Origin of the sequence: Streptomyces sp. NBC_01276, from assembly GCF_041435355.1 — a bacterium.
Classification (GTDB): domain Bacteria; phylum Actinomycetota; class Actinomycetes; order Streptomycetales; family Streptomycetaceae; genus Streptomyces.
This window is the reverse complement of record NZ_CP108442.1, coordinates 1,473,327-1,500,215: the sequence shown is the minus strand read 5'-3', so window position 1 is coordinate 1,500,215 and position 26,889 is coordinate 1,473,327. Positions and strand designations below refer to the sequence as shown.

The following is a 26,889-nucleotide window of genomic DNA, read 5'->3' as shown; positions in this document are numbered from 1 at the left end:
ATCAGCGCATGACCAACCCTGAGAGCGCGGGAGACGGCTACGACGTCGTCATCAGCGGAGCCGGCCCGGCCGGCTCCGCCGCGGCGATCCTGCTCGCCCGACGCGGCGTCCGCGTCGCACTCCTGGAACGCCGCTCGGACCCCGCGGCGTACAAGGTGCTGTGCACCCACTCGATCACGGCCAACGCCTATCCGGTGCTGGACGAACTCGGCCTCGTTCCCGCTCTCGAAGAGGCGGGGGCCGTCCGCAACGAGGCGCGCTGGTGCACCCGTTGGGGGTGGATCGAACCGAAGGCCGCGCCGGGCGGCCCCGAGCTCCCGTACGCGTACAACATCCGGCGCAGCGTCCTCGACCCGCTGATCAGATCCCGCGCGGCGCAGACCCCCGGCGTCGACCTGCTCCCCGGTCACCGGGTGACCGGGCTGCTCCGGGAAGCCGGGCGGACCGTGGGCGTGCGCGCGTCGACACCACAGGGTGAACGGGAGCTCCGGGCCCGACTGGTGGTCGGCGCCGACGGCAAGGACTCGGCGGTGGCGAAGCTCGCGGAGGTGCCCACCCGGCTGCACGAGAACGGGCGTTTCGGTTACCTCGCCCACTTCCGCGGCCTTCCGCTGCACGGCGGGATCGGTCAGACCTGGTTCCTCGAACCCGACATGGCCTACGCGTTCCCGAACGACGACGGGGTGACGGTTCTCGCGGTGCTCCCGGACAAGAGGCGACTGCCGGCCTTCCGGGAAGACCTGGAGGGCAGCTTCTTCGAGTTCGTCCGCGCCCTGCCCGAGGCGCCGCCCATCGACTCCGCCGAACGCATCACCAAGATCATCGGTACGGTCGACTACCCCCTCGTCACCCGGGATCCGACCGCACCGGGCATCGCCCTGATCGGCGACGCCGCCCTGACCGGGGATCCCCTGTGGGGCGTGGGCTGCGGTTGGGCCCTGCAGTCCGCGCACTGGCTGGCGCGGGCGGTGGCGCCGGCCGCGGCCGGCCGCGGCGACCTCGACAGGTCCCTCGCGGCGTACGCCCGCACCCACCGCCGCCGGCTGCGCGGCCACCAGGGCCTGGCGGTCGACTTCGCCAAGGCCCGCCCGTTCAACCCCGGGGAGCGGCTGGTCTTCTCGGCGGCGGCGCGCGACGCGTCGATGGCGCGGCACATGTACCTGTTCGCCTCCCGCCTGATCGGCCCGCCGCGCTTCCTGAACCCCGTGGCACTGGCCAGGGCCGCGGCGGTCAACATCAGACACCGCCGGGCATCCACGCCGACCACGCAGCGCCCACACCCGGACTCCTGAGCGGCTCCCCTCCCACCCCGACCGGTGAGCCGGCCCGGCGGTCCGCGGCCCCGGGGATCAGCACGTCGGCGGCTGGTGGAGCGAGGCCGCCAGGAGATGGGAGTCGAGGAGGGAGACGTCCGCCGTCCTGTCCGCCCGCGCGTAGCCGGCCAGCATCCGCTTGGTCAGGACGAGCGCTTCGGGCGAGCGCCGGGCGAGGGGCCCGGTCCAGGCATCGATGACCTTGTCCAGCCGGTCGAGCGGGGCGGTCCGGTGGAGCAGACCGAGCCGGTGGGCCGTGTCGGCGTCGAAGACGTCGCAGGTGAGCATGAGCTCGCGGATCCGGGAGGCGCCCACCTCGGAGACCAGGCGCCCCATCGCCCCGCCCCACGCCGGCGGCAGCCCTATGCCGACCTCCGGCATCCGGAAGCGGCTGGTGTCGGCACCGGCGCGCAGATCGCAGAAGGAGGCGAGGGCGAGACCCGCGCCGATGACCCGCCCGTGCAGGCGGGCGATGGTGACCGCGTGAGTGTTCTCCAGCGCCTGGCACAGCCGGTGCGCCTTGTCGGCGATGCGCCGCAGGCCCGCTCCGGACGGATCGGCGGCCAGTGCCTCCCGGTACTCGTCGCGGTCGGCACCCAGGCAGAAGTCCGTACCCATGGACGACAGCGTCAGGATCCGTACGTCGGGTCTCTCGTGGAGGTCGTCCAGCAGGGTGATGAGGTCGTCCAGGACCGCGGAGTCCAACGTGTCCTCCTGCCCCCAGGGGTTGAGGCGGACGCGCAGTACGGGGCCGTCCTGCTCGGCGGTGATCGCCTTGGGCACGGTCCGGGTGCGGGTGGATTCGGTCATGCGACGGCCACGTCCAGGTTCAGCAGGCGCCGGAACGCCACGCGGGGCGCCATCGACGGGGGGCGTACGAGGGTGAGGCGGGGAAGGCGCCGGATCAGCTGGCGGAGGAGGGTCTGGGCTTCGAGGCGGGCCAGCGGCGCGCCGAGGCAGTAGTGGATGCCGCCGCTGAACGCGAGGTGGCCGGGCGTGCGCTCGGGGTCGAACCGGTCCGGGTCGCCGTGCCTGGCCGGGTCCCGGTGCGCGGCCCCGACCATGAGGTGGACCATCTCGTCGCGGCGGATCTCGACGCCCCCCAGCACGCAGTCCTGCGAGGCGACCCTGCTGATCACGTGGGTGGGCGGGTCGTAGCGGAGCGTCTCCTCCACGAACCCGGGCACGAGGTCCGGGTTGTCGGCGACCATGTCCCAGCGTTCCGGGCTCTCGACGAGCCGCAGCGTCATCGTCGAGAGGAGGGTCGCGGTGGTTTCCAGGGCGGCCAGCAGGACGAACAGCACCAGGAAGTAGACCGCCTCGTCGGCCTCGTCCCGGTCGGGCTCGATCGCGTCCCACGTCCGGATCCACCGGGTGACGGGGTCGTCGCCGGGGTGGGAGCGCCGGTCACGCACCAGCTCCATGAAATAGGTGCGGAGTTCGGCCGTGGCCGCGTCGGACAACGCCAGCTGGCTGGCCGAGGGCAGCAGCTCCTGGGTGAAGACCTGATCGTGCGTCAACTCCCGTAGTCGGGGCCAGTCGGCTCGTGGCAGACCCAGCCAGTCACCTATGGTGGCCACGGGCAGCTCCTCGCAGACGAGCGCCGAGATGTCCGCCTCGCCGGTGCGTATTCGCTCCGTGAACGCGTCGAGGAGCTGGTCCGCGGTCCGCTGCACGTTGCGGCCGATGCGCTCCACGCTGCCCCGGTCGAACGTGCCCGCCGCCCGTCGCACCCTGGTGTGGTCCGGGGTGTTGAGCGCGGCGAGCGTGTTGCTCATCTCGCGCGAGCTGGGCGCGTTCCAGCGGGTGCCCGGCCCCTGGCGCTCCCGCCATCCCCTGTCGGGCTCCAGCCATTGCCTGCTGCGCAGAACCTGGTCGCAGGCGGCGAAGCCGGTGACCGCCGAGCCGCCCCAGGGTGCGGGCACCACTTCGCCCCGCGAGAGGAGTTCGGCGTATATCGGGAAGGGGTCGGCCTGCCCTCTGGCCGTCCGCAGACGGGAGAAGAGGGAGGCGGACGCCCGGCGGTCGTACGACGGACTTGCGGCAACGCCCATGATGGCGGCTCCTTTCTGAGAACCAGCCGCCATGCATACCCACATGATCGTTAAAGACTCCACTACCACTGAGTACTCAGGACGTTACTAGAATCACACTCGATTCACCCGCCCTTGGTCCACGCCAGGAAGCGGCTGAACAGGCCGCCCTTGGGCTGCGGCGCGGCGCCGGCGCTCGTACGCGAGGGGCCTGCGTTGGAGGGGGAGGATGCGGCCGCCTGCTGCTGCGACGTTTGGACGGCGTTCGATCCGGCCGACTCGGCAGCCGGGGGAGCGGCCCTCGGGGTGAACCGGATCGGGAGGGTGACCAGCGAGCGGATCCACGGGCTCGGCGCCCAGGTGAGCGCCTTGAACGGGACGCGCATCTCGACGTCGGGAAGCTGGTTGAGCAGCGTCTCGACGGCGGTCACGGCGATCATGAAGGCCGGATCCTTGGCGGGGCAGGCGTGCGGGCCCGCCCCGAACGCCAAGTGCGCCTTGGCGCTGAGCTGTTCGCGGTGCCTGGTCAGCTTCGGGTCGGTGTTGGCCGCGGCGAACGAGATCAGGACCGGATCGTTGGCCCGGACCAGCCTGTCGCCGAGCTCGACGTCGTGAGTCGGGTAGTGGGCCGCGTAGTTGGCGATCGGCGCGTAGTTCCAGAGGGTCTGGGAGACCGCGTCCTCGACCGGGAGGCCGATCTGCCAGTCCTCACCCAGGTACAGGGCGCTGCTGGTGCCGATGGCCGCGGCCAGCGGCGCGGTGCCACCGGAGAGGAGGGTGACCAGCTGGTGGAGCACCTCCTCGTCGCTCAGCTGGGCCGAGTGCTCCATCAGGCGCGTCGTCAGGTCGGCCCTCGGGCGACGCCGCTTGAGGGCGATCAGCTCGGTGAGCGCACTGCCGAGCACCTCGTCGGCCCCGGGCGTCCCCTCGAAGATGCCGCTGATCCCGGCGATCACCCGGTCGCCGATCTCGGGCGGGCAGCCGAACAGCTCGCTGAAGACCAGCAGGGGCAGCGGCTGGGCGTACTCGGCCATCAGCTCCGCCTGCCCGCGGATGTCGGTGCTGAACTGGCTGATCAGGTAGTTGGCGGACTGCTGCGTCTGCCTGATGAGCTGGTGCTCGTTGACCGTGGCGAGACTGTCGGTGACGGCCCTGCGCAGCCGGGCGTGGGCCGCACCGTCACTGAACAGTGCGTTGGGGCGGTAGCCCATCATGGGCAGTGCCGGGCTGTCGGCCGGGACGCGCCCCTCGTTGAGCGCGTTCCAGCGGCGGGAGTCGCGTACGAAGGAGGCGGGGTTCTGCAGGACGTACAGCGCGGCGTCGTAGCTGGTGACGAGCTCGGCCGGGACGTCGGGGGCGATGTCCACGGGCGCACTGGGGCCGTACGGACGCAGCTGCGCGTAGTGGCTGTCGGGGTCGGCTCCGAACGAGGGGCCGTACATCTGGACGTTCCCGTGCGCGGGGCAGCCGGGGGGTATCTCCTGCGGTTCACGTGGCTGTTGCATTCCTGCGCTCCTAGCCGAGTTGGGACATGAGGTGTTTCGCGAGGGTGATGAGGGCCTGCGCCGAGGAGTTCTCGTCCCGTACGTCGCACTTCACGACGGGGGTCTCGGCGGTGAGGTTCAGGGCCTCGCGCACCTCGTCGAGCGGGTAGTCCGTGGTGCCCTCGAAGTGGTTCACGGCGATGGCGTACGTCAGGCCGAAACGCTCGACGAGGTCCAGGACGGGGAAGGACTCGTGCAGTCGCTCCGGGTCCACCAGGACCAGCGCGCCCAGAGCGCCGCGGGAGAGCTCCTCCCACATCTCCTTGAAGCGTTCCTGGCCGGGCGTTCCGAAGAGGTAGAGCACCAGGGTGTCGCTCAGGGTGAGCCGGCCGAAGTCCATGGCGACGGTGGTGGTCTTCTTGCCGGGCGTGCCCGACAGGTCATCGAAGCCCGTGCTGGCCTCGGTGATCTCCTCCTCGGTCCGCAGCGGCTCGATCTCGGAGAGACTGCCGATGCAGGTGGTCTTGCCGACCCCGAAGTGCCCCACTATGAGGATCTTCACCGCGTGGGAGACGTCTGGATCCAGGTACACGGGCTATGCTCCGAATCGATTCTTCAGGCCCTCGAGCACGGCGCTGACCAGTTCTCTGTCGACACGTTCGGCACGCGGAATCGGTCTCCTCGCGAGGATGAGACCGTCCTCCTCCAGCTGCGCCAGCAGGATGCGGACGATACCCAGGGGCAGGTGCGTGTGCCCCGCCACCTCGGCCACGGACAGGAAGCCGTTCGCGACCAGGTCCATGACCTGCCCCGCTTCCGGGGACAGCGTGCGCGGTGTGACCTGTCCGCTCTCCGCCGCCGCCGTCACGAGCGTCGTGTGCTCGTACTCGTGGTCCGGGGGCAGCGCCCGTCCGTTCGTGATCACGAAGAGGGGGACTAACGGAGACGTAAGTTCCAGATCTTCGTCGTGTTCGGGTCCGTCAGGCACGGCCTGTTCCCTTCCCCGGTGTCGCCCCCGCGATCAGTCTGGGAACCACCTCGTGCAGACGCATGGTGAACTCCTCAATGTCACAGTCGTGTTCGGCGGCAGCGGCCAGGAGGGCATCGGGGCCGGCCGCCATCAGGAAGATCCAGCCGTGCTGGAACTCGATGACCGTCTGACGCCATTCCGCGTCCTCGACGACCCCTGCGAACTGGGAGGTCACCCGGCTGTAGGCGTGGATGCCCGTCATGGCCGCGGAGATCGTGTCCGCGAGGTCGCGGCTCATCCCGTCGGTCGCGCCGCGGGGAAGGCCGTCCGATCCCAGCAGCACCGCGTGCAGGGCCCCCTCGACCCGGGACACCACCCGGTCGAGCTCGCCGAGGACGAACCCCGAGTCGCCTGAGTCCTGCTGCCGGGGGGCGCTCCTGCGCGCACCCGCGGCGTCCTCGGCGCTCACCCTCGGGGGCGAGGTGAGGTTGTTGCCCAGCCGGGCGACGAGGCGGTGCATGCGGAAGGAGATCTGCTGCATGTCCACGTCGGGCGCGGCCGCGGCGGCCAGATAGGAGCCCTGCCCGGCCCCGATCAGGAAGCTCCAGCCGTGCGAGAACTCGATGATGGTCTGGTTCCACTGCCGGTCCTCGTCCGGTCCGGCGAAGTGGGCCGTCGCCCGGCTGAGCGACTGCATCCCGGCCATGGCGGCCGAGATCGTGCGTACATCCTTCTCGGCCAGGCCTTCCGTAGCGCCGCGAGGGAGGCCGTCCGCGGACAGCAGGACGGCGTGCCGTGCGCGGGGCACGTTGTGCACGATGTCCTCAAGCATCCACGACAGGTCTGCGGTCATGCGTCTTCGGGCCCTTCGAACGAGGTGGCGTCAAGGTTGCGGCCGGAGAGCGTGCCGCGCTGGAAGGCGCCCAGACCGCGTCCGGACGCGCGACCCGGCTCTCCCGGGGGCCACGGCGCCGGCGGGGCGGCGTCGGGATCGGGAACGCTCGCGATGGGCGCCTGGCGTGCGCCGCGCTTGGGCAGACCGTGCATCGTGCGCGACGGCGGGCTCTGGGGCCGGCTCTCGGCGGCGCGCCGGATGTTGGCGACCGGAGCCTCCTGGGCGGGCGGTATCTCCTCCATGGTCCACAGCTCCTCGGGCAAGAGGACGACGGCCCTGACGCCGCCGTATCGGGAGACTCCGGTGACGTCCACCTTGAAACCGTACTGACGTGCGATCAGGCCGATCACCGGGAAACCGAACTTCGGCTGGGTCCCGAGCTCCGACAGGCGGGGGGCGACCTCTCCGGAGAGCAGCATGGTCGCCCGCTGCCGGTCCTCGTCGTTCATGCTGACACCGGCGTCGTCGATGACGATGCACAGGTTGTTCTGGACGCGCTGGAACGTCACCTCGATCGGTGCGTCGTGCTGCGAGAAGCTCGCGGCGTTGTCGAGCAGCTCCGCCACGGCGAGGGCGACGGGCGCGACCGCGGACGCCTTCAGCGCGAGACCGGTCTGCTGCATGATGGCGACCCGGTGGAAGTTGCGGATCTGGCCCTGGGCGCTGCGCACCACGTCGTAGACGCTGGCGGGCCTGTTGCGACGGCCCAGCGGCGCGCCGCACATGACGGCGATGCCCTGGGCCTTGCGCGCCATCTGGGCGTTGGCGTGGTTGACGTCCATCAGGTCGCTGAGGACGGCGTGTCCGCCGTACTTGCGCTGGATGTCGTCCAGAAGCGTCGTCTGCTCGGCCGCGAGGCTCTGCAGGAACCTGGCGGCACCCTTGAGAACGGCCTTGGTGTTCTCCTCCGCCGCTTCCTTGGCTTCGCGGAGCGTGGCGTCCTGCTCGCTGCGGAACCTCTGCAGGTCGGCGTGCAGGGAGTGCAGGTGGCCGTCTGCCGTGAGCAGCGCCTGCCTCAGTTCGGCCTCGGTGTGCCGCTTCTTCGCCCCCAGCGCTCGGTTGCGGGCGACGAGTGCCGCGACCGCGGCGACGGCTATCGCCGCCACTGCAACCAAGCACCACACAAGTGCGTCTCGATTCATGGAAACCTTTCCCGGCGCATGGCATGCGGACGGCTGCAGATACACCTCGCGAGGCCCCGCAACACGGCTGATCGGCACGGTTCACCTGCGGTTACGCGGAGATCAAGCCGCCGATCGCAGATCAGCATCTGAGTCAAATATTGATCAAGATCACAGATGCCGGGATGCTATCACCCGGATCTGCGCCTCCCCGACCCCCACCGCGGCGCCGCGTGCGCCCAACCGGGCCGTCGCGGCGGCGGGTTGACATGGCCTTTCGGCTCCCCGTCCGCCGGTGGCAACCCCTTTCGTTGCCGGTCCGTCAAGGAGTTCTTCACGAGAGGAGCGACAATCCCTCACATCGGCCCGAGGCCCCGCCGGCGGAACCCCTGGAGTGCCTCACCGGCGGCGGACGCCGCCCTTGCGCCGCATCCCGCGTTTCTTCAGATCGATTTTCCGCCACTGGCGCATTTCAGACCCCATTCGATTGCGGCCCGGCGGAATCCCCGACGCGGCGCCATTCTCCCCGGACGCCGACGCGCGGTCAGCGCGGTGGGCCCGGGCGCCCCGGCACCTCCAGCACGGCCCGGAACTGCCCGAGCGCCTCGTCGATGCGGCCCGTCGCCACGTAGGCCCGGCCCAGCCGCGAGCGGATGTCCATCTCCAGCCAGTCGTAGCCGGGTTCGGTGAGCGGGGACAGCAACCGGTGCCGGTGGAGCGCCTGGTGGTGGAGGACCACTGCCGAGTCCGTGTTCCCCTCGGCCTGCTCCGCCGTGCCCAGCCGGGTCAGGCCGCGCGCGCAGAGGAACGCGTCCCCGCCCTCCTCGACCAGCTGGACCGCCTGGCGGAGCAGGATCCCGGCCTCGGCGTGCCGGCCGAGGTGGAGGTGCACGTCGGCGGCGAAGCTCAGGACCCTGCCGAGCATGCGCGGTCTGCCGCTCCGGTCGGCGTGGGTACGGGCCTCGGCGAAGCGGGCCAGCGCCTCCTCGTGCCGTCCCTCCAACTGGTGGGCGAGGCCATGGATGACGAACCCCATCGAGGCGACCCAGTCGTTGTCCACCGGCCGGGACAGGCCCAGCGCCTCGGTGACACGGGCGATCGCCCGCCCGCTCTCGCCCACGCTCAGGTCGACGGATGCCAGCCCGAGGAGAGCACGGGTCTCTTCGGCCGGGTCGCGGCTGCGCCGGCTGAGGTGGAGCGCCTCGGTGAACAGGGTCCGCGACTGCGCGTACCGGCGTTGGTATACGCCGGTGAAGGCCAGGCAGTTCCGCAGGGCGATGGCCATCCGCGGGTCGGCGGCCTCGTCCACGCGCGCGAGTGCGATGTCGAGGGCGGTCTGGCACTCGTGGTAGCGGCCCTGCCGTGTGAAGTAGTCCACCAGCGCCTCGGCGATCCAGCACGCGTGGTCGATCTCGCCGAGGGCCACGGCGTGCCCGACGACGTCGGGGAGTTCCCCGCCGGCCGCGTCCAGCCAGACCTCCGCGTCCTTCCAGTGCGTGAACGGTGCTCCGGCGGGTCGGGGCCCGGTGGGGAAACCGGTGGCGAGGCCCCAGTCACTGGTGACCCGGGCCGCGTCCAGGTAGAGGCGCAGGGCGGCCGTGCGCGTGCCGGCGGCCTCGTCGGGCAGGGCTTCCGCGAGGCGCCGGGCGTGCACGCGCACCAGGTCGTGCAACCGGTAGCGGCCCGGACGCGGCTGTTGCAGAAGGCTCGTGTCGACCAGGCTCTCCAGGATCTGCTCGGTGTCGTCGGCCGACCCGCCGAGCATGGCCGCGGGCGTCAGCACGTCGAACTCGACCGTCGGCGCCTGGCCCAGGGCACGGAATCCGCGCCGCTGGTCGGGTGCGAGCTGGTCGTACGACAGCCGGAAGGCCGCCTCGACGCTGCGGTTGCCGATGCTCAGTTCGCCCAGCCGGCGCTCGTCGCCCGCCATGCGGCCCACCAGGTGCTCCACCGTCCAGGTGTGGCGGCTCTGCAGCCGCGACCCGGCGATGCGCAGCGCCAGCGGCAGACCGTCGCACAGTCCGACGAGCTGTCGCGTAGCCTCCGGCTCGTGGCTCGCGCGCTCCTCTCCGATGAGGTGCGTGAGCAGCAGCACCGCGTCCCCGCCGGTCAACGGCTCCAACGTGACGCGCCGGTCGGCGTCCAGTTCGGCCAGCCGCCGGCGGCCGGCCACCAGCACCCTGCTTCCCGCGCCCGCGGGCAGCAGCGGTCGCACCTGGTCGGCGTCCAGGACGTCGTCCAGTACGAGGAGCAGCCGTAGCGCGCTGGTCGCCGCGCGCCAGGCGGCGGTGAGTTCTTCGAGGTCGCTCGGCAGCTCGCCCTTGGCCGCGCCCAGGGAACGCAGCAGGCGCTGCAGCGCCTGCTCGGGGGACTGGCGCCGCTGCGTGCTGTGCGCGCGCAGGTCCACGAACAGGCTGCCGTCCGGGTACCGGTCGCTGAGCTCACGGGCCGCGCGTACGACGAGCGCGGTCTTGCCGACCCCGGCCGTACCGTCCACGGTCACGATCGATACGGATCCGGGCGCGGAAGGCCCGGTCAGTTGCGCGAGCGCGGCCTCCCGGCCGATGAGGCGGCCGGCGTCGCCCGGCAGTTCATTGACGGCGCGGCGGGTCCCGGGCCGGCCGGGACGTGCGGCGGAGCGTTCGGCGCCCGTACCGAGCAGGAGTTCGTCGTCGCGGCGCAGCACCGCTCGTACAGCCGGCGGAGCTCTTCCCCCGGACCGACGCCGAGCTCGTCCCTCAGTCGTACGCGCAGGCCCTGGTAGGCGTTGAGTGCTTCCGCCTGGCGCTCACAGCCGTACAGGGCCCGCATCCGCAGCGCCAGCAGCGACTCGTCGTACCGGTCGGACGGGGACAGGGCGCCGAGGTCGTCCAGGACCTCACCGAACCGCCCCAGCAGGAGCAGGCACGTGAGCCTCTCCAGCCGGAGCCCTCGCCGGCGCTCCGACAGCCGCTCCCGCTCGGCCTGCGCGAACGACCCCGGCAGGCCGGTCAGGGGCTCGCCCCGGAACAGTGCGAGCGCCGCGGACAACCGGTCGGCGGCCCCGGCCAGATCGCCGGACTCCTTCGTACGCCGCGCCTCATCGGCCCGTTCGGTCACATCCGCCACATCGAGCCGGACCCCGTCGACGACGAAGCGGTACCAGCCCTTTCCGCTGCGGATCACCGACTCCGTATGCCGCGTGCCCTCCGCGTCGAGCGCCCGGCGCAGCGGGTTGACGTGACTGGCCAGCACTTTGTGACCGGATGCGGGCGGCTCCGTTCCCCACACTCCGCGCATCAGCTGCTCATGGCTCAGCACGGCACCTTTGCCGAGCAGCAACGCCGCCAGCACGGCCTGCCGTTTGACCGGCCCCAGATCCAGTGGCACCGCGCCCCGCCACGCCCGTAAGGGACCGAGTACCGCGATTCGGAGCTGCTCGGGAGGTGCGCCGTCCATGGACAAGCCCGCTTTCGCACATCATCGGAATTTCATCTGCCTTGCAGCGTGTCCGCTCATGGTTGCAGAGATGCGACGGACGACGGCTGAGAAGCCGGGAGCGCGAGGGGCGCGGTGTGATCGAGCTGGCGAGTGTGATCAGGGACCTACGGGAGGAGCTGGGGCGGGCGATCGCCGATGCCGAGGGCGAGGCGCTGCGCTTCGAGCTGGGCCCGATCGAGTTGGAGCTGACGGTCGCGCTGGAGCGGTCCGGGCAGGCGGGGGCGCACGTGCGGTTCTGGGTGGTGGAGTCCGGTGCGGAGGCGGCGGTGAGCGCCGCCTCGGCCCAGCGCGTCTCACTGGCGTTGCGACCGGCCTTGGTGGGGGTGGACACCACGCCGTTCATCTCCGGCAGCGCTGACGCGCACGAGCGGTGAGGGCCTTCGTGGGCGGGGCGACGGAGCCGGACGGACTCGACCGGAGGCGGGCCGTCCAGGTCCTCACCACGCACGGCACGGGCGCCGGCGGGCGGGGGTCGGGCTACCTGGTGGCCGCGAACACGGTGCTCACGGCCGCGCACGTGGTGGACGGCGCGACGACGGTGCAGGTGCGCTTCCTCACCGAGGACGGCGGTACGCGGGAGGTGCCGGGCGCGCCGGTCTGGGTGAACTCCGACGCGGACGTCGCGCTGATCGCCCTCGCGGACGGCTCCGGCCCGGACGGCCCGGCCGCCGCCGCGGTTGCGGCGGTGCGGTTCGCCCGTGTCGCGAAGCCGGTGGAGTGCGAAGCGCTGGGATTCCCGAGGTTCAGACTGCGCTCCGGGCCCGCGTCGCCGGATGGCGGCGGGCCCGCGTCGTACCGGGATTCCCACCACGCGCGCGGTGAGACCACCCCGTTGTCGAACCGGCGCGAGGGCAGTTTGGAGATCACCCTGAAGTCTTCCCCGGAGTACGACCCCGAGCGGGGCCGTTCCCCTTGGGAGGGCATGTCGGGGGCCCCGGTGTGGAGCGGCGGGTACGTGATCGGCGTCATCACCAGGCACTACCGCTCCGACGGGCTCAGCACGCTCGCGGCGAGCCCGGTGGACCGCTGGTATCGACGGATGAGTCCGCGGGAGATCGGCGAACTGAGCTCGCTGACCGCTCTGCCGGCGCATCCCGGCCAACTCGAAGCGCTTCCCCGGGCGGCGCCGCTGCCCGCGGCGCCGGAGCTGCGGGAGGCGGCCGGGCTGCTCGCCTCCAGGGTGGCCGGGCAATGGAGCAAGGAGGAGCGGCGGCGGCGCGTGCACGACCCGTTCCCGCTGCCCGTGGGCTTCCGGAACGCCGACGCGCGTCTGGTCGATCACTGGGCCAAGATCTGCGACGCTCCGCCCGGGGCCGATCCGGCGCCGCTCGCACTGGCCGGCCGCATCGACCGGATCGTGGACGTCTACCGGTCCGTTCCGTCCCGCCGGCTGGTGGTGCTCGGTGCGGCCGGGGCGGGCAAGACGATCACGACCGTGCGCTTCGTCCTCGACCGGCTGGCCGCCCGTACGCCCGACGAGCCCGTACCGGTGATCTTCAGCTTGGGGTCATGGGACCCGACCACCGTCTCCCTGCGCGACTGGATGTGCCACCAGCTGGTACGGGACCACGGCCTCGCCGTTCCCGCCGCACACGGAGGGAACCTGGCGGGCGCCCTGGTCGACAGCGGCTGGATCCTGCCGGTCATGGACGGGTTCGACGAGATCGCGGGCGGCCTGCGGCGTGCGGCGATGAAAGAGCTCGACCGCACCACCACCGCGCTGCTCCTCACCAGCCGTCCCCGGGAGTACGCCGAGGCAGTGGAGACGACCCGTCCCCTCCCGAAGGCCGCCGTGGTCGAGCTGGACGAGCTGGCCCTGGCCGACGTCGCCCTCTACCTGCCCCTCACCAGCCGCCCGGGGACGGGCGGCGGTACGGGCGGCACCGTGTGGGAACCCGTTCTGGACGAGCTGCGCAGGGAGCGGCGCGGCCCGGGTGCGGAGAACGTCGCCAGAGTGCTCACCACCCCGCTGATGGTCGCCATCGCCCGCACCGTCTACGGCGACACCCCAGGGTGCGACCCCGTACGGCTCCTGGACACCGCCACCTTCGCCTCCCCGGAAGCCCTGCGGGGACATCTCCTGGCAGCGTTCACCCCGGCCGCCTACGAGCCCTCGCCGGCCGACACCGGCAGCGGCGGCGGCCGTCGGCGGCGGCGGCCGGACTGGAACCCCGACCGCGCGCAGCAGTGGCTCGGCCACCTCGCCGCGCACCTGGACCGACTCGGCAGGGCGGCCACGGGCGCCCCGGCACGTGACCTCGCCTGGTGGCAACTGGGCACCACGATGAGCCGATCCTCGCGGATGCTCGTGATCGGATTCCTGGCCGCACTGGCCCTCGGGGTGACGACCGCCGTCGGGAACGTTCCCGCGGATCTGGTGGCGACATCGTTCGGGCTCAGGTTCGCGCTCGTACGGGGGCTCGTGGTCGGGTTCCTGCACGCGCTCGTGAACGGGCTGTTCTTCGGGCTCGTGTACGGATTCGTGACGCGGGGCGGGGCAGAGCCGTCGCGCGTACGCGTACAGGTCTTCGGCAGGACCGGGCGCGGGCGTACGGGGGTCCTCCCCAGGTTCGGGCTGGGGCTCGTGTGCGGGGTCCTGGCAGCGCTGGTGCTCCTGTTCCTGGACAGGGTCGTGGTCGAGTCCCTGGGACTCGGTGACGGCCTGGACGGCGGACTCGCGGGGGCCCTCGTGTTCGTACCGGGGCTCGGGCTCGGGGTCGGGTCGGTATTCGGGCTCATGGCCTGGCTGGAAGTACCCGTCGACATCGGATCCGGCGTCAGTTCCTCGGAGCTGCTCGCACAGGACCGCAGGAACGTGGTCGTCCATCTGCTGGTGTGGGCCTTCGTGTTCGGGACGGGCGCCGGATGCGCCAACGCATTCACGGGAGGGCCCGTGTGGGGACTTCTGCTGGGGCTGGCGTTCGGGATCGAAGCCGCCTTCGCGGGCGGACTCGCGTACGGACTCGCTTTCACCGCCTGGGGTCAGTGGGTGGCCCTCGCGCGCATCTGGCTGCCGCTCACGGGGCAACTGCCCTGGCGGTTGGTCGCTTTCCTCGACGACGCGTGCGAGCGGGACGTGCTGCGCCAGGCGGGCGCCGTCTATCAGTTCCGTCACGCACAACTCCAAGACCACCTGACCCGGGTCCATCGTGCGGGCCGCGACGGCAGCGGCGCGCCGACCACCGCCGCGTCGTGTACCGCGGGCGAAGCGGACCCGAAGGCGGCGGCTTGCCCTGTGCCGGCCGTGGCCGGCACATCACCGCACCACGTATGTCTCCGAGAGATCGAAACACCCTGATGGGGGTCGGCATGAGCACTGGCAAGCGCACCCAGAACCCGCTGGAACGGCGGCGGCCGGTCCCTGCCGTCCGGAGCACTCCGTTCTCACGCGGCCCGCTGCGCACGGCGTTGGTCGCGGCGGTCGCGGGCGGGGTGCTGGGACTCCCGGGAGCCGGACCCGCTGCCGCGGCTCCGGTGTCACTCACCCTGCGGTACACGTGCTCGACCGGGTTGATCGGGAATCTGCCTGTCAGGGTGCGGATCGACGCGGACGTCCCCGAGTCGGCCGAGGTGGGAAGGGCCACCCCGGCCTTCCCCGTCGACGCGGCGGTGCTGGTCCCCGCGGACGCAGCGAAAATGCTGGGCGGGATCGGTGCGAAGACCATCGAGGGCACGGTGGAGGCTCAGGCGCGCGTGGCGGCCCCGGAGGGGGACGTCCGGGTGAAGGTACCGGTCGGTGCGAAGGCCGGGATCCCGGCGTCCGGGTCCTTCCACATCGAGGCGTCCGGATCCGCACCGGCGCTGACCTTCCGGCGTGCGGGCAGCGCGCGGATCACCGTCGGCGACCTCGTCGCGCATCTCGCGCTGAAGGACGTGAGCGGCGACGTCGTCCATCCGGGCGAGATCGACGCCAGGTGCACGCCGGATGCAGGGCAGAACGACGTCTTGGCGTCGTTCCGCATCACTGGGGGCGGGGGCGGGGGCGGGGGCGGGGGCGGGACCGAGGGCGGTACCGCTGGAGGGACCGGGAAGGACACGGACCCGGGCCCGGACACGGACACGGAGCCGGAGCCGGGCCCGTCCGCCGCATCGGGTACCGCTGGTACGGCCGCCGCCGCCGTCGCCGGCGTGCCGTCGGCCGACGGGACCGCGGCGGGCGCCACGGGGTCCACACCGCGGGGCGTGCTCCCCGATACCGGAGCCGATCCGGCCCCCTGGCTGTTCGGCGGCGCGGGCGTGTTGCTGGCTGCGGGCGCGGGCGCCCTGTTCGCCGTACGCCGATCCCGTGCGGAGGCGCCTCGATGTCCGTGTTCATGAGCGTGGCCCGGTGCCGGTAAGGGCACCAGCCCGGCGGAGGAGGAAACGCTGAGCCCCGGGCGGGTGAATACCTGTGCTCGCCATATGAGAATTTGACGGACCGCGCGCTGAGGGTTTTTCACCGCTGCAATGAGAGTGCCGATATTTACGGCGCGGGTCACCGTGCCGTGCTACTGTCGATCTCAGTTGCAGTTGTGGTTCCCAAAATTTCAAGCACTCGGACCGGACTTCGTGTCTGCTGCGGGGGCTTGTGTATTTCCGGTCTTTTGGTCCGGCGGGGCAATCATCGCGGCGACACGTGGTCCGCACGTTGCGGATCACGTTGTACTGCCCCAAAGGAGATTTGACATGGCTACTGGTACCGTGAAGTGGTTCAACGCGGAAAAGGGTTTCGGCTTCATCGAGCAGGACGGTGGCGGCGCTGACGTGTTCGCCCACTACTCGAACATCGCCACCCAGGGCTTCCGCGAGCTGCAGGAAGGCCAGAAGGTCAGCTTCGACATCGCGCAGGGCCAGAAGGGCCCGACGGCCGAGAACATCGTTCCCGCCTGACGCTGACGCGTACTTCACAGCTGGGGCCCGCATCCCTCGGGGTGCGGGCCCCAGCTGTGCGTTTTCCCCGCAGTGAGTTCACCTGCGGGACGATCCGAGGATTCCGCGGCCCTCCGCACGAGGATCCTCGCCCGTTTCCAGCGCCTGAGCCCGCACGGAACTTCGCCGGCCAGAAACGCTTTCACACCCCATCCGGCCCATTCTCGCAATTCTCCGTGCGCTCGCCGCTGCGGGAATTCCTTGATATGCGCCGCATTCGAGGAAGGTTCCGCATGAACCGCACACGCACGAACAACCGCTCCGCCGCCTCCTCCTCCCGCACGGGCGGGAGCCGGTTCGGCTCGGCGGCCCCCAGCCGTTCCGGCGGTCAGTCCCGCTCCGGCGGCCAGGCCCGCTCGGGAGGACAGGGCCGCTCCGGCGGCTACGGCCGCCGGCCCGCCGCCGCCGTACAGGGCGAGTTCGCCCTCCCCCGGACGATCACCCCCGCGCTGCCCGCCGTAGAGGCGTTCGCCGAGCTCGACATGCCCGCCCCGCTGCTCGCCGCGCTCGGCGCGGAGGGCGTGAGCGTCCCGTTCCCGATCCAGGCCGCGACCCTGCCGAACACCCTCGCGGGCCGCGACGTGCTCGGCCGCGGGCGCACCGGCTCCGGCAAGACCCTCGCCTTCGGCCTCGCGCTGCTCGCCCGTACCGCCGGACGGCGGGCGGAGCCCCGTCAGCCGCTGGCCCTGGTACTCGTCCCCACCCGCGAGCTCGCCCAGCAGGTCACGGACGCCCTCACCCCCTATGCCCGCTCCGTGAAGCTGCGGCTGGCCACGGTCGTCGGAGGCATGTCGATCGGAAAGCAGGCCGGCGCGCTCCGCGGTGGTGCCGAGGTGGTCGTCGCGACCCCCGGACGCCTCGCGGACCTCATCGAGCGTGGCGACTGCCGGCTCGACCAGGTCGACATCACCGTGCTCGACGAGGCCGACCAGATGGCCGACATGGGCTTCATGCCGCAGGTCACCGCGCTGCTCGACCAGGTGCGCACGGGCGGCCAGCGGATGCTGTTCTCCGCGACCCTCGACCGCAACGTCGACCTGCTCGTGCGCCGCTACCTGAACGACCCCGTCGTCCACTCCGTCGACCCCTCGGCCGGCGCGGTGACCACGATGGAACACCACGTGCTGCACGTGCAGGGCGCCGACAAGCACGCCACGACCACGGAGATCGCCGCCCGCGACGGCCGCGTGATCATGTTCCTGGACACCAAGCACGCCGTCGACCGGTTGACCCTGGACCTCCTCAACAGCGGCGTACGGGCCGCGGCCCTGCACGGCGGCAAGTCCCAGCCCCAGCGCACCCGCACCCTGGCCCAGTTCAAGACCGGGCACGTGACCGTGCTGGTGGCCACCAACGTCGCCGCCCGCGGCATCCACGTCGACAACCTGGACCTCGTGGTCAACGTGGACCCGCCCACCGACCACAAGGACTACCTCCACCGCGGCGGACGCACCGCCCGCGCGGGCGAGTCCGGCAGCGTCGTCACCCTCGTCACCCCCAACCAGCGACGCGACATGACCCGCCTGATGGCCACCGCCGGCATCAACCCGCAGGTCACCCAGGTCCGCTCCGGTGAGGCCGAGTTGCAGCGCATCACCGGCGCCCGGACCCCGTCCGGCATCCCCGTCGTCATCACCGCGCCGGTGAGCGAGCGCCCCAAGCGCAGCGCCGCCTCGCGCGGCCGGCGCGGCGGCCCCTCGCAGGCCGCGCGGCGTAGCGGCCGGCCCCAGGCCAGGTCCGACGCCGCCGCCTAGCGAGACCCCTTCCCCCCTTCCCCCCTTCTCTCCGTAAGTGAGGCATCATGCGCTGTGTCATCGCCCGGTTCCCGTTCGACCTCACCAAGGCCGGAGTGCTGGAATCGATGAAGGGGGTCAAGCCCGAAACCGTCGTGGGCGAATCGGTGGTCATCGGCCGTCGCGTCTACCCCGTCATGCAGGTGGGACAGGTCATCACCCGCCAGGACCGCCGCGACTTCAGCGCCGGCGAGGTCATCCGGGCCATGACCCAGCTCGGCTTCACCGTCCGCGGCCTGCCCGCGGCTCCCGGCGCGGCCCTGAGCCCGCTCCGGCAGGCGTCCGCGATGCTCGGCGGCCCCGTCTCCGTCTGAGCGGCGGCACGACACGGAAGGCCCCGACCGGCACCCCGCCGGTCGGGGCCTTCGCCGTGCGCGGCGTCCGCGAGCGCGGGCACCTGCCCGGGGGAAAACACACCATGGCCGACAGATGGTGTTGAATTTCCCCCGGGGCCCTGGCGCCGTACGGCACCAGGGCCCCTCGACGCGCTCCCAAGAAGAGGTGCAGATGACAGAGGACGACTCGCTCGGCGGCCGGCTGGACGACGATGACTACCCCGCCTACACGATGGGCAGGGCCGCCGAGCTGCTCGGCGCCACCCCCGGCTTCCTCCGTGCCATCGGCGAGGCCCGCCTGATCACCCCGCTCCGCTCGGAGGGCGGCCACCGCCGCTACTCCCGCTACCAGCTGCGCATCGCCGCCCGAGCCCGGGAACTCGTCGACCAGGGCATGCAGGTCGAGGCCGCCTGCCGCATCGTCATCCTCGAGGACCAGCTCGAAGAGGCCCAGCGCCTCAACGAGGAATTCCGCCGCGCCGCGGGCACACCACCCGACCCGTCCGACTGACCCGGCCGATGCGCTGCTCGGAGCGGCCCCTCACCACGTCCCCGAGAACCTTGCCCTTGCCCGGGAACGGGTGGCACATCACCTGCTGTGCCACCCGCCCCGTCGGCGGGCCGGGCGCCGCGTCTCATGCCGCTCGACGCCAGGGCAGACGGGCGAGGCTCGCGGGTGGTCCGTGCAAGGGTGTGGTCGGGCAGCATGGGGCGATGGACTTCGATCAGCCGCTGCCCCGCGAGGTGAAGGTCATCGATTCGGCCTCGCTGTTCGGGCTGGAGGAGCGGGCGTGTGACCTCGGCCTGAACCAGCGGCTGGACCCGGTGTGGGTGCGGGCGAATGCGGCTCCCGACGGTGCCCACTACCTGTGGCCGGCCCTGTGGAACAGCCTGTCCCACCGCCCGGACGTGCCACGTCAGCTGCGGTGCGAGCTGTTGATCACGCTGCGTCCGGGAGACCGCGTGAGGAGTCTGCTGGACGTGCTTCCCGGCGACTTCACCCCGCTGCCGAGGGTGACCTCACGCGAAGAAGGCATGCGGGTCAGCCGGCTCCTTGACCGCTCTCCTTCGGTCAGGGAGTGGCTACTGCGGGAAGGCCAGGGCTCGGACCTGCTGTGACGGGCGTCGCCGCGGAACTCTGATCGGCACTGTCGTAGTCCCCCAGGCCCGGCAGCACGGGCGGGCGGCGCACGCTGCTGGGCTGATGGCTTCCGGGGCCTGCCTGTCGGGTTCGCCTCCGGCTGTGTGCGCTGTCGTGTCAACTCCTGGGCGCAGGAGGTCAACGCGGCCGTTCGGGTCGCTCGTAGCGTGAAGAAGTGCCGGGCCGCGGAAGCGGCGGGCGCGCTTCCGATTGCTGCGAAAGGACCCCTCATGTTCGACATCAACCAGGTGCAGGCTGCCCCCGGCGCGGACCTTCTCACGCCCGACAACGCGGTCATGCTCTTCGTCGACCACCAGCCGCAGATGTTCTTCGGCACCGGCAGCGGCGATCGTGCCGCCATCATCAACAGCACCGTGGGTCTCGCCAAGGCGGCCAAGGCGTTCGATGTTCCGGCCGTCCTGACCACGGTCGCCGCCGAGTCGTTCTCCGGGCCCCTGCTGCCGCAGCTCGCCGAGGTGTTCCCCGGGAACGAGGTCATCGACCGCACCACCATGAACGCCTGGGAGGACGAGGCGCTCGTGGCGGCGGTCAGGGCGACCGGGCGCAGGAAGATCGTCCTGGCCGGTCTGTGGACCGAGGTCTGCCTGGTGCTGCCCGCGCTCTCGGCGCTGGAGCAGGGGTACGAGGTGTACGTCGTGACCGATGCCTCCGGGGGCGTCAGCCCGGCCGCCCACGAGCACGCGCTGCAGCGGATGATCGCCGCCGGCGCGGTCCCGGTGACCTGGGTCCAGGTCCTCCTGGAGCTGCAGCGCGACTGGGCGCGCCAGGAGACGTACGGCGCGGTCATGGAGATCGTCAAGGCCCACGCGGGCGCGTACGGCCTGGGTGTCGTGTACGCGCAGAGCGTCATCGGCGCGCACGCGGCGGGCTGACCCCCGTGGACACCGGCATTCTGATCCTGCGTCTGCTGGTGGGACTGCTCGTCGCCGGGCACGGTGTGCAGAAGGTCAGCTCGCACCTGGGCGGCAAGGGACTCAAGGGCGGTAGCGAGGAGTTCCGCGCCGACGGCTTCCGCGGCGGTGCCCTCACCGCCCTGGCGGCGGGCGGCGGTCAGATCGGATCGGGCCTGCTGCTCGCCGTCGGCCTCCTGACCCCGCTCGCCGCGACCGGGGCCATCGGGGTCATGACGGTCGCGCTCACCGTGAAACGGCGCCACGGGCTCTGGGTGCAGAACGACGGATACGAGTACCCACTCGTCCTCATCGGCACCGCCGCCGCCCTCGCCGCCGCCGGCCCCGGCGCCTGGTCCCTCGACGCGGCCCTCGGCCTCACGCCCTACCCGCTGTGGTGGGCCGCCCTCGCGCTCGTGGCCGGCCTGGGCAGCGGACTCCTCACCCGGCTCGTCCTGCACCGGCGGGCCCCGGCGGCGCCGCACGCCGCCGCCCCCGGCAGGCGCTGAGCGCTGAGCGTTCAGCGCGAGCCGCGCAGACCGGGTCCGGCCGCCCGCGTACCCCCGGCCGGGCGGCCGGGCCCTTCCCACTCCCTCCCGAGCAGGAGCACCCGATGGACACACTCACGACCCCGCACGGCGGCGGCCAGCCGCTTCTGCACCAGAAGGGCGCCGAGACCCAGGCGTTCGGCACGCTCAAGCAGTTGCCGATCGGCCTCGGCCACGACACGCGCATGTACGGCTGCCAGCGGCTGAACCGCGTCCTCGCCGACACGCAGATCCTGTACTCCCTCTACAAGAAGCACCACTGGCTCATGCGCGGGGCGACCTTCTACTCGCTCCACCTGATGCTGGACAAGCACGCAGAGGCCCAACTGGCCATCGCGGACGCGCTGGCCGAGCGGGTCCAGAGCCTCGGCGGCGTCGCCGTCGGGGATCCTCGCCACGTCGCGGAGCTGACCGCGATCCCCCGGCCGCCGGACGGCGTCGAGCCGGTGCCCGTCATGCTGTCGAGGCTCCTCGACGGGCACGAGCGGATCCTGATCGACGTCCGGGACGCCGCCGCCCGGCTCACCGGGGAGGGCGACGAGGGCAGCGCCGACCTCCTCGTCTCGGATGTCATCCGGACCGGCGAGGCGCAGGTGTGGTTCCTGGCCGAGCACCTCGTGGACACCCCCCTGGTGCACGGCTGATGGACACGTACGACGTCGTCGTGGTCGGCGGCGGTCCGGCCGGCGAGGTCGTCGCCGGCCGGACCGTCCGGTCGGGGCTGACCGCCGTCGTGGTCGAGGCCGAGGCGGTCGGCGGCGAGTGCTCCTACCGTGCCTGCGTGCCGAGCAAGGCCCTGCTGCGACCCGGCACCGCCCGAGCGGCGGCCCGCTCGGTGGACGGTGCCCGGCAGGCGGTCACGGCGGCACTCGACCCGGCGCGCGTCCTGGCCCGCCGTGACCGCTTCACCGGGCGCGGCGACGACACCGGCCAGGCCGACTGGCTCGACGGTGCGGGCATCGCGCTCGTACGGGGGCACGGACGGCTCGCCGGCGAGCGCCGGGTGGAGGTGACCGGGGCCGACGGCACGGTCCGTACCCTGCGCGCCCGGCGCGCGGTCGTGGTCTGCACCGGCACGGAACCCGCCCTTCCGCCGGTCGAAGGGCTCGACCGGATCGGTGTGTGGACCAGCCGGCAGGCCACCACGGCCGACGCGGTGCCCGAGCGGCTCGTCGTCATCGGCGGGGGAGTGGTGGCCTGCGAGATGGCCACCGCATGGCGCTCGCTCGGTTCCTCCGTCACTCTGCTGGTCCGCGACCAGGCCCTGCTGACCGGGTGGGAGCCGTGTGCCGGCGAAGAGGTCACCCGGGGGCTGGGCGATCTGGGCGTCACGATCCGTTTCGGGGCGTCGGCCGTCCGGGTCACCCGCGGCGCCGACACCCGCACGGTGACCGTGAACACCGACGACGGCACCGCCCTCGTCTGCGACGAGGTCCTCGCCGCAGTGGGCCGGCGCCCGCGCACGGCGGACCTCGGCCTGGGCTCCGTCGGTCTGCCCGCAGGCGACTGGCTCCCGGTCGACGACACCTGCCGGGTCACCGCGGTCGGCGGCGAATGGCTCTATGCCGTCGGCGACGTGAACCACCGTGCGCCGCTGACCCACATGGCCAAGTACCAGGCCCGCGCCTGCGCGGCGGCGATCGCCGAGCGAGCCGCGGGGCGCCCGGCCGTCACCGGCGGCCGGCAGCCGTGGAGCGCGGAGGCCGACCACGTCGCCGTCCCGCAGGCCGTCTTCACCCGCCCCGAAGTCGCGAGCGTCGGTCTCACGGAACGCGCGGCGCGCGAAGCGGGTCTCGCGGTACGCACGGTGGAGTACCGCATCGACGACGTCGCAGGGGCCGCGCTCTACGCGGACGACTACCGCGGCCTCGCCAAGCTCGTCGTCGACGAGACCCGACGGGTCGTCGTCGGCTGCACACTCACCGGCCCGATGGCGGCCGAACTCGTCCACACGGCCACCGTGGCCATCGTGGGCGAGGTCCCCCTGGAGCGTCTGTGGCACGCCGTGCCCGCCTTCCCGACGGTGAGCGAGGTCTGGCTCCGGCTCCTGGAGGCGTACGGCCTCTGAGGCGAGGTCCCGTCCGCTCGTCCGGCGCGCCCCTCCCGCTCACCCTGCGCGCCCCCCGACCGGCGCCCCCCGACCGACCGAGGCCGCCCGAACGCTTCACCCGAAAAGAAACCTCATGCATCCCACGAGACGCACCCTCGCCCTCGCCCTGCCGGCCCCGGTGGCCGCGCTGACGGGCGCTGCCCCCGCCGTACCCGCGAGCGTCCCGGCCGCCGCCACCGGCACCCAGAAGGAGAACCCCTCATGACAAACCGTCCGGTCCTCGAACCCGCCGCCCGGGCCTTCGCCGACGCCACCGCCCAGCCGCCGTACCTCTACCAGATCCCCGTCGCCGAGGGCCGTAAGGCCGTGGACGACGTCCAGAGCGGCGAGGGCGTTCCCCTGCCCGACGTCGACGAGGAGTGGATCACCGTTCACGGCGGCCCGGCCGGCGACGTCCGCGCCCGGATCGTCCGCCCGCGCCACGCCACCGGCCCGCTCCCCGTCATCCTCTACATCCACGGCGCCGGCTGGGTCTTCGGCAACGCCCACACCCACGACCGGCTCGTCCGCGAACTGGCCGTCGGCACGGGGGCGGCCGTGGTGTTCCCCGAGTACGACCTCTCGCCCGAGGCGCGCTATCCCGTCGCGATCGAGCAGAACTACGGCGTCGCCCAGTGGATCGCCCGCGAGGGCCACCACAAGGACCTCGACGGCACGCGGATCGCCGTCGCCGGCGACTCCGTCGGCGGCAACATGAGCGCCGCCCTCACCCTCATGGCCAAGGGGCGCGGCGACGTCGCGCTCGTCCAGCAAGTCCTCTTCTACCCGGTCACGGACGCGAGTTTCGACACCGACTCGTACCACGAGTTCGCCGAGGGCCACTTCCTGCGCCGCGACGCCATGAAGTGGTTCTGGGACCAGTACACGACCGACGAGGCCGAGCGCGCCCAGATCACCGCCTCCCCGCTGCGCGCCTCCACCGAGCAGCTCACCGGCCTGCCGCCGGCCCTGGTCATCACCGCCGAGGCCGACGTCCTGCGCGACGAGGGCGAGGCGTACGCGGCGAAGCTGCGCGCCGCCGGAGTCCCCGTCACCGCCCTGCGCGTCCAGGGCGCCATCCACGACTTCGTCATGCTGAACGCGCTGCGCGGGACGCGGGCCGCTGAGCTCGCCCTCGGTCTCGCCACCGACACCCTGCGCGAGGCCCTCGCATGACCGGGCCGTCGGCGACGAGCATGCCGGTGGCGGGCCTCGTCCCCGCCCCGCGGAGGGAACACGAGCACGCCGACCTCCTCGTCCGCAACGCCAAGGTGTTCACCGGCGACCCCGCCCGCCCCGAGGCCCGTGCCGTCGCCATCCGCGGCGGCCGGGTCGCGGCCCTCGGTGACGACCACGGCCTCGCCCACCTCGTCGGGCCGGGAACGAGGGTCGTCGACGCCCTGGGCCGCCGGGTGATCCCCGGCCTGAACGACTCGCACCTGCATGTCATCCGGGGCGGCCTGAACTACGTCCTGGAGCTGCGCTGGGACGGCGTACGAAGCCTCCGGCACGCCCTGGCGATGCTGCGCGAGCAGGCCGGCCGCACCCCCAGGGGGCAGTGGATCCGGGTGGTGGGCGGCTGGACCGCCGAACAGTTCGCCGAGCGCAGGATGCCGACCGTCGCCGAGCTGAACGCCGCCGCCCCCGACACCCCCGTCTTCGTCCTGCACCTGTACCAGTCGGCCCTGATGAACCGGGCCGCGGTGCGGGCAGCCGGATTCACCCGTGACACCCCGGATCCCCGCGGCGGGCAGATCGTACGGGGCCGGGACGGCGAACCCAACGGCGTTCTCCTCGCCGCGCCGAGCGCTCTCCTCCTGTACTCGACCCTGGCCAAGGCACCGGCTCTCGACGAGGACGACAAGCGGACGTCGACCCGTCACTTCCTGCGCGAACTGAACCGCTTCGGACTGACGTCCGCGGTCGACGCGGCCGGCGGGTTCCAGAACTTCCCCGACAACTACGCCACGGTCGCCGACCTCGCCGGGTCGGGGGAACTGACCCTGCGGATCGCCTACCACCTCTTCCCGCAGACGGCCGGGCAGGAACTCGCCGACCTGACGCGCTGGACCGAGATGGTCAAGCCCGGGGACGGGGACGAGTGGCTCCGGCTGAACGGCGCGGGCGAGAACCTGACCTGGGCGGCCGCTGACTTCGAGAACTTCTCCGAGCCCCGGCCCGAGCTCGCCGCGGGCTACGAGGGCGAGTTCGAGAGCGCCGTCCGGCTCCTCCTGGAGAAGGGCTGGGGCTTCCGGCTCCACGCGACCTACGACGAGACGATCCGCCGCGACCTGGCCGTCTTCGAGAAGCTCGCCGCGGAGGGGCTGTTCCCCGGCGGCAACCGCTGGCTCTTCGACCACGCGGAGACCGTCTCGGCCGGCAGCCTCGACCGGATCGCCGCCCTCGGCGGCGCCGTCTCGGTCCAGAACCGGATGTCCTTCCAGGGCGCCGCGTTCCTCGACCGCTACGGCGCCGGGGCCGCCGCCCACACCCCTCCGGTCCGGGCCATGCTCGACCGCGGTCTGACCGTCGCGGCCGGAACCGACGCCACCCGCGTCTCCTCGTACAACCCGTGGGTCGCACTCCACTGGCTCGTGACCGGGCGCACCGTCGGAGGCACCGCGCTCTATCCGGCGGGGAACCTGCTCGACCGCGAGACCGCCCTCGACCTCTATACCCGCGGGGGTGCCCGGCTCACCGGCGAGCAGGACGTCAAGGGAACCCTGCGGGAAGGCTCGTACGGCGACCTCGCCATCCTCTCCGACGACTTCCTCACCGTGCCCGAGGACGTCATTCCCGACATCGAGTCCGTCCTCACCGTCGTCGGCGGCCGCATCGTCTACGCGACCGCGGAGTACGGGGGTCTCGACGAGACGGTTCCGCCGGTGACCCCCGAGTGGAGCCCGGTGGCCCATTTCGGCGGCTACCAGTCGGGCCGGGAGGGCCGGGAGGGCCAGGGCGGCGCCTACCAGGCGTCACGCGTGGCCGAGGCCGTCGCCGAGTCCGAGCAGCACCGCCGCTGGCGCGTCGCGCGCGGCTCCGTTCCCGAGACGACGCCGTCCCTCGTCGACCCCTGCTTCGATCACTGAAAGAGAGACCCACCCGATGAACGCAGCCTCCCCCGTCGCCGACGGCGGCGACACCCCGCCAACCCCGCCGGACGTTCCCCCGGGACGCGGTTTCGAGCCGGACCTCCGGTCGATGACCCGGATCAACCTGCGTCCCATCGCCTCACCCATGCCGCTCGGCTTCTTCACGATATCCATCGCTTCCGTGATGACGGGCTGCCTGCAGCTCGGTCTCTTCGACGAGGCGGCCCGCGCCGCCGTCGCCTTCACCGTGCTGCCGGCCTTCGTCCTCCAACTCCTGGTGAGCGTGCTGGCCTTCGGTGCCCGTGACGTGATCGCGGCGACGCTGATGGCGGTGTTCGCCGGCAGCTGGCTGCCCTACTCGCTCGTCATGCTCAGCGGCGCGGCCGACGGCCTTCAGGTCCTCGGCGTGTTCAACCTGGCGCTCCTTGGCTTCGGGGCGCTGATGACCGCCGTGACCCGGCCCAAGCGCGCGCTGTGGTTCGTGCTCGCGGTCTCCCTGCCCCGCTGGGCGGCCACCGGCCTCGCGGGCATCACCGGCGCCCAATGGCTGACCCGCACGGCCGGCGCGCTCGGCCTCGTGGTGGCGCTCGTCGCGATGTACACGGCGTTCGCCCTGATGCTCGAGGACATGCGCAGCGAGCAGGTCCTGCCCATCGGCCGCAGCGGCCCCGCCCACCTCGCCGTGGAAGGCGACCTGGCCGTCCAGCTCCGCGACCTGGAACGCCAGGCGGGCGTGCGCCGCACGCTCTGACCCGAACCCACCACCACGTCACACC

General features: G+C 72.2%; 26 protein-coding genes. 17 read left to right on the top strand and 9 right to left on the bottom strand.

Annotated elements, in window-relative coordinates; genetic code table 11:
• The first annotated feature begins 8 nt into the window (after nucleotides 1-8).
• The gene (locus tag OG295_RS06305; protein ID WP_371675958.1) at nucleotides 9-1,292 is read left to right on the top strand and encodes an NAD(P)/FAD-dependent oxidoreductase; all 1,284 of its coding nucleotides are present in this window, start codon (nucleotides 9-11) and stop codon (nucleotides 1,290-1,292) included.
• Nucleotides 1,293-1,349: 57 nt separating this feature from the next.
• Here the strand turns inward: OG295_RS06305 and OG295_RS06300 are convergent, their stop codons facing one another.
• The 9 genes from OG295_RS06300 to OG295_RS06260 form a co-directional block, all read right to left on the bottom strand.
• Nucleotides 1,350-2,123 carry an enoyl-CoA hydratase/isomerase family protein gene (locus OG295_RS06300; protein WP_371675957.1) on the bottom strand — a complete coding sequence of 258 codons (774 nt, stop codon included), beginning with the start codon at nucleotides 2,121-2,123 and terminating at the stop codon, nucleotides 1,350-1,352.
• Nucleotides 2,120-3,367 (bottom strand): cytochrome P450, encoded by a 1,248-nt coding sequence (locus OG295_RS06295; RefSeq protein ID WP_371675956.1) that lies wholly within the window; start codon nucleotides 3,365-3,367, stop codon nucleotides 2,120-2,122. Before OG295_RS06295 ends, OG295_RS06300 begins: the two co-directional genes overlap by 4 nt.
• A gap of 104 nt (nucleotides 3,368-3,471) precedes the next feature.
• Nucleotides 3,472-4,851 (bottom strand): cytochrome P450, encoded by a 1,380-nt coding sequence (locus OG295_RS06290; protein ID WP_371675955.1) that lies wholly within the window; start codon nucleotides 4,849-4,851, stop codon nucleotides 3,472-3,474.
• Nucleotides 4,852-4,861: 10 nt separating this feature from the next.
• Nucleotides 4,862-5,422, bottom strand: a complete 561-nt coding sequence (locus OG295_RS06285) for an ATP/GTP-binding protein (protein ID WP_371675954.1) — start codon at nucleotides 5,420-5,422, stop codon at nucleotides 4,862-4,864.
• A 3-nt stretch (nucleotides 5,423-5,425) separates the two neighbouring features.
• A complete protein-coding gene (locus tag OG295_RS06280; RefSeq protein WP_371675953.1) occupies nucleotides 5,426-5,818 on the bottom strand; it encodes a DUF742 domain-containing protein in 393 nt (130 codons plus the stop codon).
• Nucleotides 5,811-6,653: a roadblock/LC7 domain-containing protein gene (locus tag OG295_RS06275; protein ID WP_371675952.1), complete on the bottom strand. Its 843-nt coding sequence runs from the start codon at nucleotides 6,651-6,653 to the stop codon at nucleotides 5,811-5,813. The genes OG295_RS06280 and OG295_RS06275 overlap by 8 nt, the downstream gene beginning before the upstream one ends.
• Nucleotides 6,650-7,837: an ATP-binding protein gene (locus tag OG295_RS06270; protein WP_371675951.1), complete on the bottom strand. Its 1,188-nt coding sequence runs from the start codon at nucleotides 7,835-7,837 to the stop codon at nucleotides 6,650-6,652. The genes OG295_RS06275 and OG295_RS06270 overlap by 4 nt, the downstream gene beginning before the upstream one ends.
• Nucleotides 7,838-8,360: 523 nt before the next feature.
• The gene (locus OG295_RS06265) at nucleotides 8,361-10,313 is read right to left on the bottom strand and encodes an NB-ARC domain-containing protein (protein WP_371681120.1); all 1,953 of its coding nucleotides are present in this window, start codon (nucleotides 10,311-10,313) and stop codon (nucleotides 8,361-8,363) included.
• Between the two features lie 38 nt (nucleotides 10,314-10,351).
• Complete coding sequence (locus OG295_RS06260; protein ID WP_371675950.1) at nucleotides 10,352-11,185, bottom strand: BTAD domain-containing putative transcriptional regulator; 834 nt, start codon at nucleotides 11,183-11,185, stop codon at nucleotides 10,352-10,354.
• 185 nt (nucleotides 11,186-11,370) lie between these two features.
• Here OG295_RS06260 and OG295_RS06255 point away from each other — a divergent pair, with 185 nt between their 5' ends.
• The 16 genes from OG295_RS06255 (at nucleotide 11,371) to OG295_RS06180 (ending at nucleotide 26,864) form a co-directional block, all read left to right on the top strand.
• Complete coding sequence (locus OG295_RS06255; RefSeq protein ID WP_371675949.1) at nucleotides 11,371-11,670, top strand: trypco2 family protein; 300 nt, start codon at nucleotides 11,371-11,373, stop codon at nucleotides 11,668-11,670.
• Between the two features lie 8 nt (nucleotides 11,671-11,678).
• On the top strand, nucleotides 11,679-14,594 hold the full coding sequence (locus OG295_RS06250) for a trypsin-like peptidase domain-containing protein (RefSeq protein WP_371675948.1): 2,916 nt from the start codon (nucleotides 11,679-11,681) through the stop codon (nucleotides 14,592-14,594).
• A gap of 11 nt (nucleotides 14,595-14,605) precedes the next feature.
• Nucleotides 14,606-15,613, top strand: coding sequence for a DUF6801 domain-containing protein (locus OG295_RS06245; protein WP_371675947.1), 1,008 nt, complete (start codon nucleotides 14,606-14,608; stop codon nucleotides 15,611-15,613).
• A 348-nt stretch (nucleotides 15,614-15,961) separates the two neighbouring features.
• Nucleotides 15,962-16,165 (top strand): cold-shock protein, encoded by a 204-nt coding sequence (locus OG295_RS06240; protein WP_189725621.1) that lies wholly within the window; start codon nucleotides 15,962-15,964, stop codon nucleotides 16,163-16,165.
• Nucleotides 16,166-16,437: 272 nt separating this feature from the next.
• Nucleotides 16,438-17,958, top strand: a complete 1,521-nt coding sequence (locus OG295_RS06235) for a DEAD/DEAH box helicase (protein WP_371675946.1) — start codon at nucleotides 16,438-16,440, stop codon at nucleotides 17,956-17,958.
• A 47-nt stretch (nucleotides 17,959-18,005) separates the two neighbouring features.
• Nucleotides 18,006-18,311: an SCO5918 family protein gene (locus OG295_RS06230; RefSeq protein ID WP_371675945.1), complete on the top strand. Its 306-nt coding sequence runs from the start codon at nucleotides 18,006-18,008 to the stop codon at nucleotides 18,309-18,311.
• A 193-nt stretch (nucleotides 18,312-18,504) separates the two neighbouring features.
• Entirely contained in the window at nucleotides 18,505-18,843 is a 339-nt protein-coding gene (locus OG295_RS06225; protein WP_371675944.1) for a MerR family transcriptional regulator, read from the top strand.
• Between the two features lie 203 nt (nucleotides 18,844-19,046).
• Nucleotides 19,047-19,451, top strand: a complete 405-nt coding sequence (locus OG295_RS06220; RefSeq protein ID WP_371675943.1) for a hypothetical protein — start codon at nucleotides 19,047-19,049, stop codon at nucleotides 19,449-19,451.
• Nucleotides 19,452-19,703: 252 nt separating this feature from the next.
• Entirely contained in the window at nucleotides 19,704-20,366 is a 663-nt protein-coding gene (locus OG295_RS06215; RefSeq protein WP_371675942.1) for a hydrolase, read from the top strand.
• 5 nt (nucleotides 20,367-20,371) lie between these two features.
• Nucleotides 20,372-20,893, top strand: a complete 522-nt coding sequence (locus OG295_RS06210) for a DoxX family protein (protein WP_371675941.1) — start codon at nucleotides 20,372-20,374, stop codon at nucleotides 20,891-20,893.
• 104 nt (nucleotides 20,894-20,997) lie between these two features.
• Nucleotides 20,998-21,576, top strand: coding sequence for a Dps family protein (locus OG295_RS06205; RefSeq protein WP_371675940.1), 579 nt, complete (start codon nucleotides 20,998-21,000; stop codon nucleotides 21,574-21,576).
• Entirely contained in the window at nucleotides 21,576-23,000 is a 1,425-nt protein-coding gene (locus OG295_RS06200) for an NAD(P)/FAD-dependent oxidoreductase (protein WP_371675939.1), read from the top strand. Before OG295_RS06205 ends, OG295_RS06200 begins: the two co-directional genes overlap by 1 nt.
• Nucleotides 23,001-23,115: 115 nt before the next feature.
• Nucleotides 23,116-23,247, top strand: a complete 132-nt coding sequence (locus OG295_RS06195) for a hypothetical protein (protein WP_371675938.1) — start codon at nucleotides 23,116-23,118, stop codon at nucleotides 23,245-23,247.
• Entirely contained in the window at nucleotides 23,244-24,197 is a 954-nt protein-coding gene (locus OG295_RS06190; protein WP_371675937.1) for an alpha/beta hydrolase, read from the top strand. Before OG295_RS06195 ends, OG295_RS06190 begins: the two co-directional genes overlap by 4 nt.
• Entirely contained in the window at nucleotides 24,194-26,110 is a 1,917-nt protein-coding gene (locus tag OG295_RS06185) for an amidohydrolase (protein ID WP_371675936.1), read from the top strand. The genes OG295_RS06190 and OG295_RS06185 overlap by 4 nt, the downstream gene beginning before the upstream one ends.
• 16 nt (nucleotides 26,111-26,126) lie before the next feature.
• Nucleotides 26,127-26,864, top strand: a complete 738-nt coding sequence (locus tag OG295_RS06180; RefSeq protein WP_371675935.1) for a GPR1/FUN34/YaaH family transporter — start codon at nucleotides 26,127-26,129, stop codon at nucleotides 26,862-26,864.
• Nucleotides 26,865-26,889 lie beyond the last annotated feature (25 nt).

Excerpts from the sequence above, each read along its gene's own strand:
- OG295_RS06195 (WP_371675938.1), top strand. The coding sequence starts at position 23,116 with ATGCATCCCACGAGACGCACCCTCGCCCTCGCCCTGCCGGCCCCGGTG.
- OG295_RS06200 (WP_371675939.1), top strand. The coding sequence starts at position 21,576 with ATGGACACGTACGACGTCGTCGTGGTCGGCGGCGGTCCGGCCGGCGAG.
- OG295_RS06290 (WP_371675955.1), bottom strand. The coding sequence starts at position 4,851 with ATGCAACAGCCACGTGAACCGCAGGAGATACCCCCCGGCTGCCCCGCG.
- OG295_RS06305 (WP_371675958.1), top strand. The coding sequence starts at position 9 with ATGACCAACCCTGAGAGCGCGGGAGACGGCTACGACGTCGTCATCAGC.
- OG295_RS06185 (WP_371675936.1), top strand. The coding sequence starts at position 24,194 with ATGACCGGGCCGTCGGCGACGAGCATGCCGGTGGCGGGCCTCGTCCCC.
- OG295_RS06240 (WP_189725621.1), top strand. The coding sequence starts at position 15,962 with ATGGCTACTGGTACCGTGAAGTGGTTCAACGCGGAAAAGGGTTTCGGC.
- OG295_RS06230 (WP_371675945.1), top strand. The coding sequence starts at position 18,006 with ATGCGCTGTGTCATCGCCCGGTTCCCGTTCGACCTCACCAAGGCCGGA.
- OG295_RS06190 (WP_371675937.1), top strand. The coding sequence starts at position 23,244 with ATGACAAACCGTCCGGTCCTCGAACCCGCCGCCCGGGCCTTCGCCGAC.
- OG295_RS06205 (WP_371675940.1), top strand. The coding sequence starts at position 20,998 with ATGGACACACTCACGACCCCGCACGGCGGCGGCCAGCCGCTTCTGCAC.
- OG295_RS06300 (WP_371675957.1), bottom strand. The coding sequence starts at position 2,123 with ATGACCGAATCCACCCGCACCCGGACCGTGCCCAAGGCGATCACCGCC.
- OG295_RS06245 (WP_371675947.1), top strand. The coding sequence starts at position 14,606 with ATGAGCACTGGCAAGCGCACCCAGAACCCGCTGGAACGGCGGCGGCCG.
- OG295_RS06215 (WP_371675942.1), top strand. The coding sequence starts at position 19,704 with ATGTTCGACATCAACCAGGTGCAGGCTGCCCCCGGCGCGGACCTTCTC.
- OG295_RS06235 (WP_371675946.1), top strand. The coding sequence starts at position 16,438 with ATGAACCGCACACGCACGAACAACCGCTCCGCCGCCTCCTCCTCCCGC.
- OG295_RS06220 (WP_371675943.1), top strand. The coding sequence starts at position 19,047 with ATGGACTTCGATCAGCCGCTGCCCCGCGAGGTGAAGGTCATCGATTCG.
- OG295_RS06225 (WP_371675944.1), top strand. The coding sequence starts at position 18,505 with ATGACAGAGGACGACTCGCTCGGCGGCCGGCTGGACGACGATGACTAC.
- OG295_RS06270 (WP_371675951.1), bottom strand. The coding sequence starts at position 7,837 with ATGAATCGAGACGCACTTGTGTGGTGCTTGGTTGCAGTGGCGGCGATA.
- OG295_RS06295 (WP_371675956.1), bottom strand. The coding sequence starts at position 3,367 with ATGGGCGTTGCCGCAAGTCCGTCGTACGACCGCCGGGCGTCCGCCTCC.
- OG295_RS06180 (WP_371675935.1), top strand. The coding sequence starts at position 26,127 with ATGAACGCAGCCTCCCCCGTCGCCGACGGCGGCGACACCCCGCCAACC.
- OG295_RS06275 (WP_371675952.1), bottom strand. The coding sequence starts at position 6,653 with ATGACCGCAGACCTGTCGTGGATGCTTGAGGACATCGTGCACAACGTG.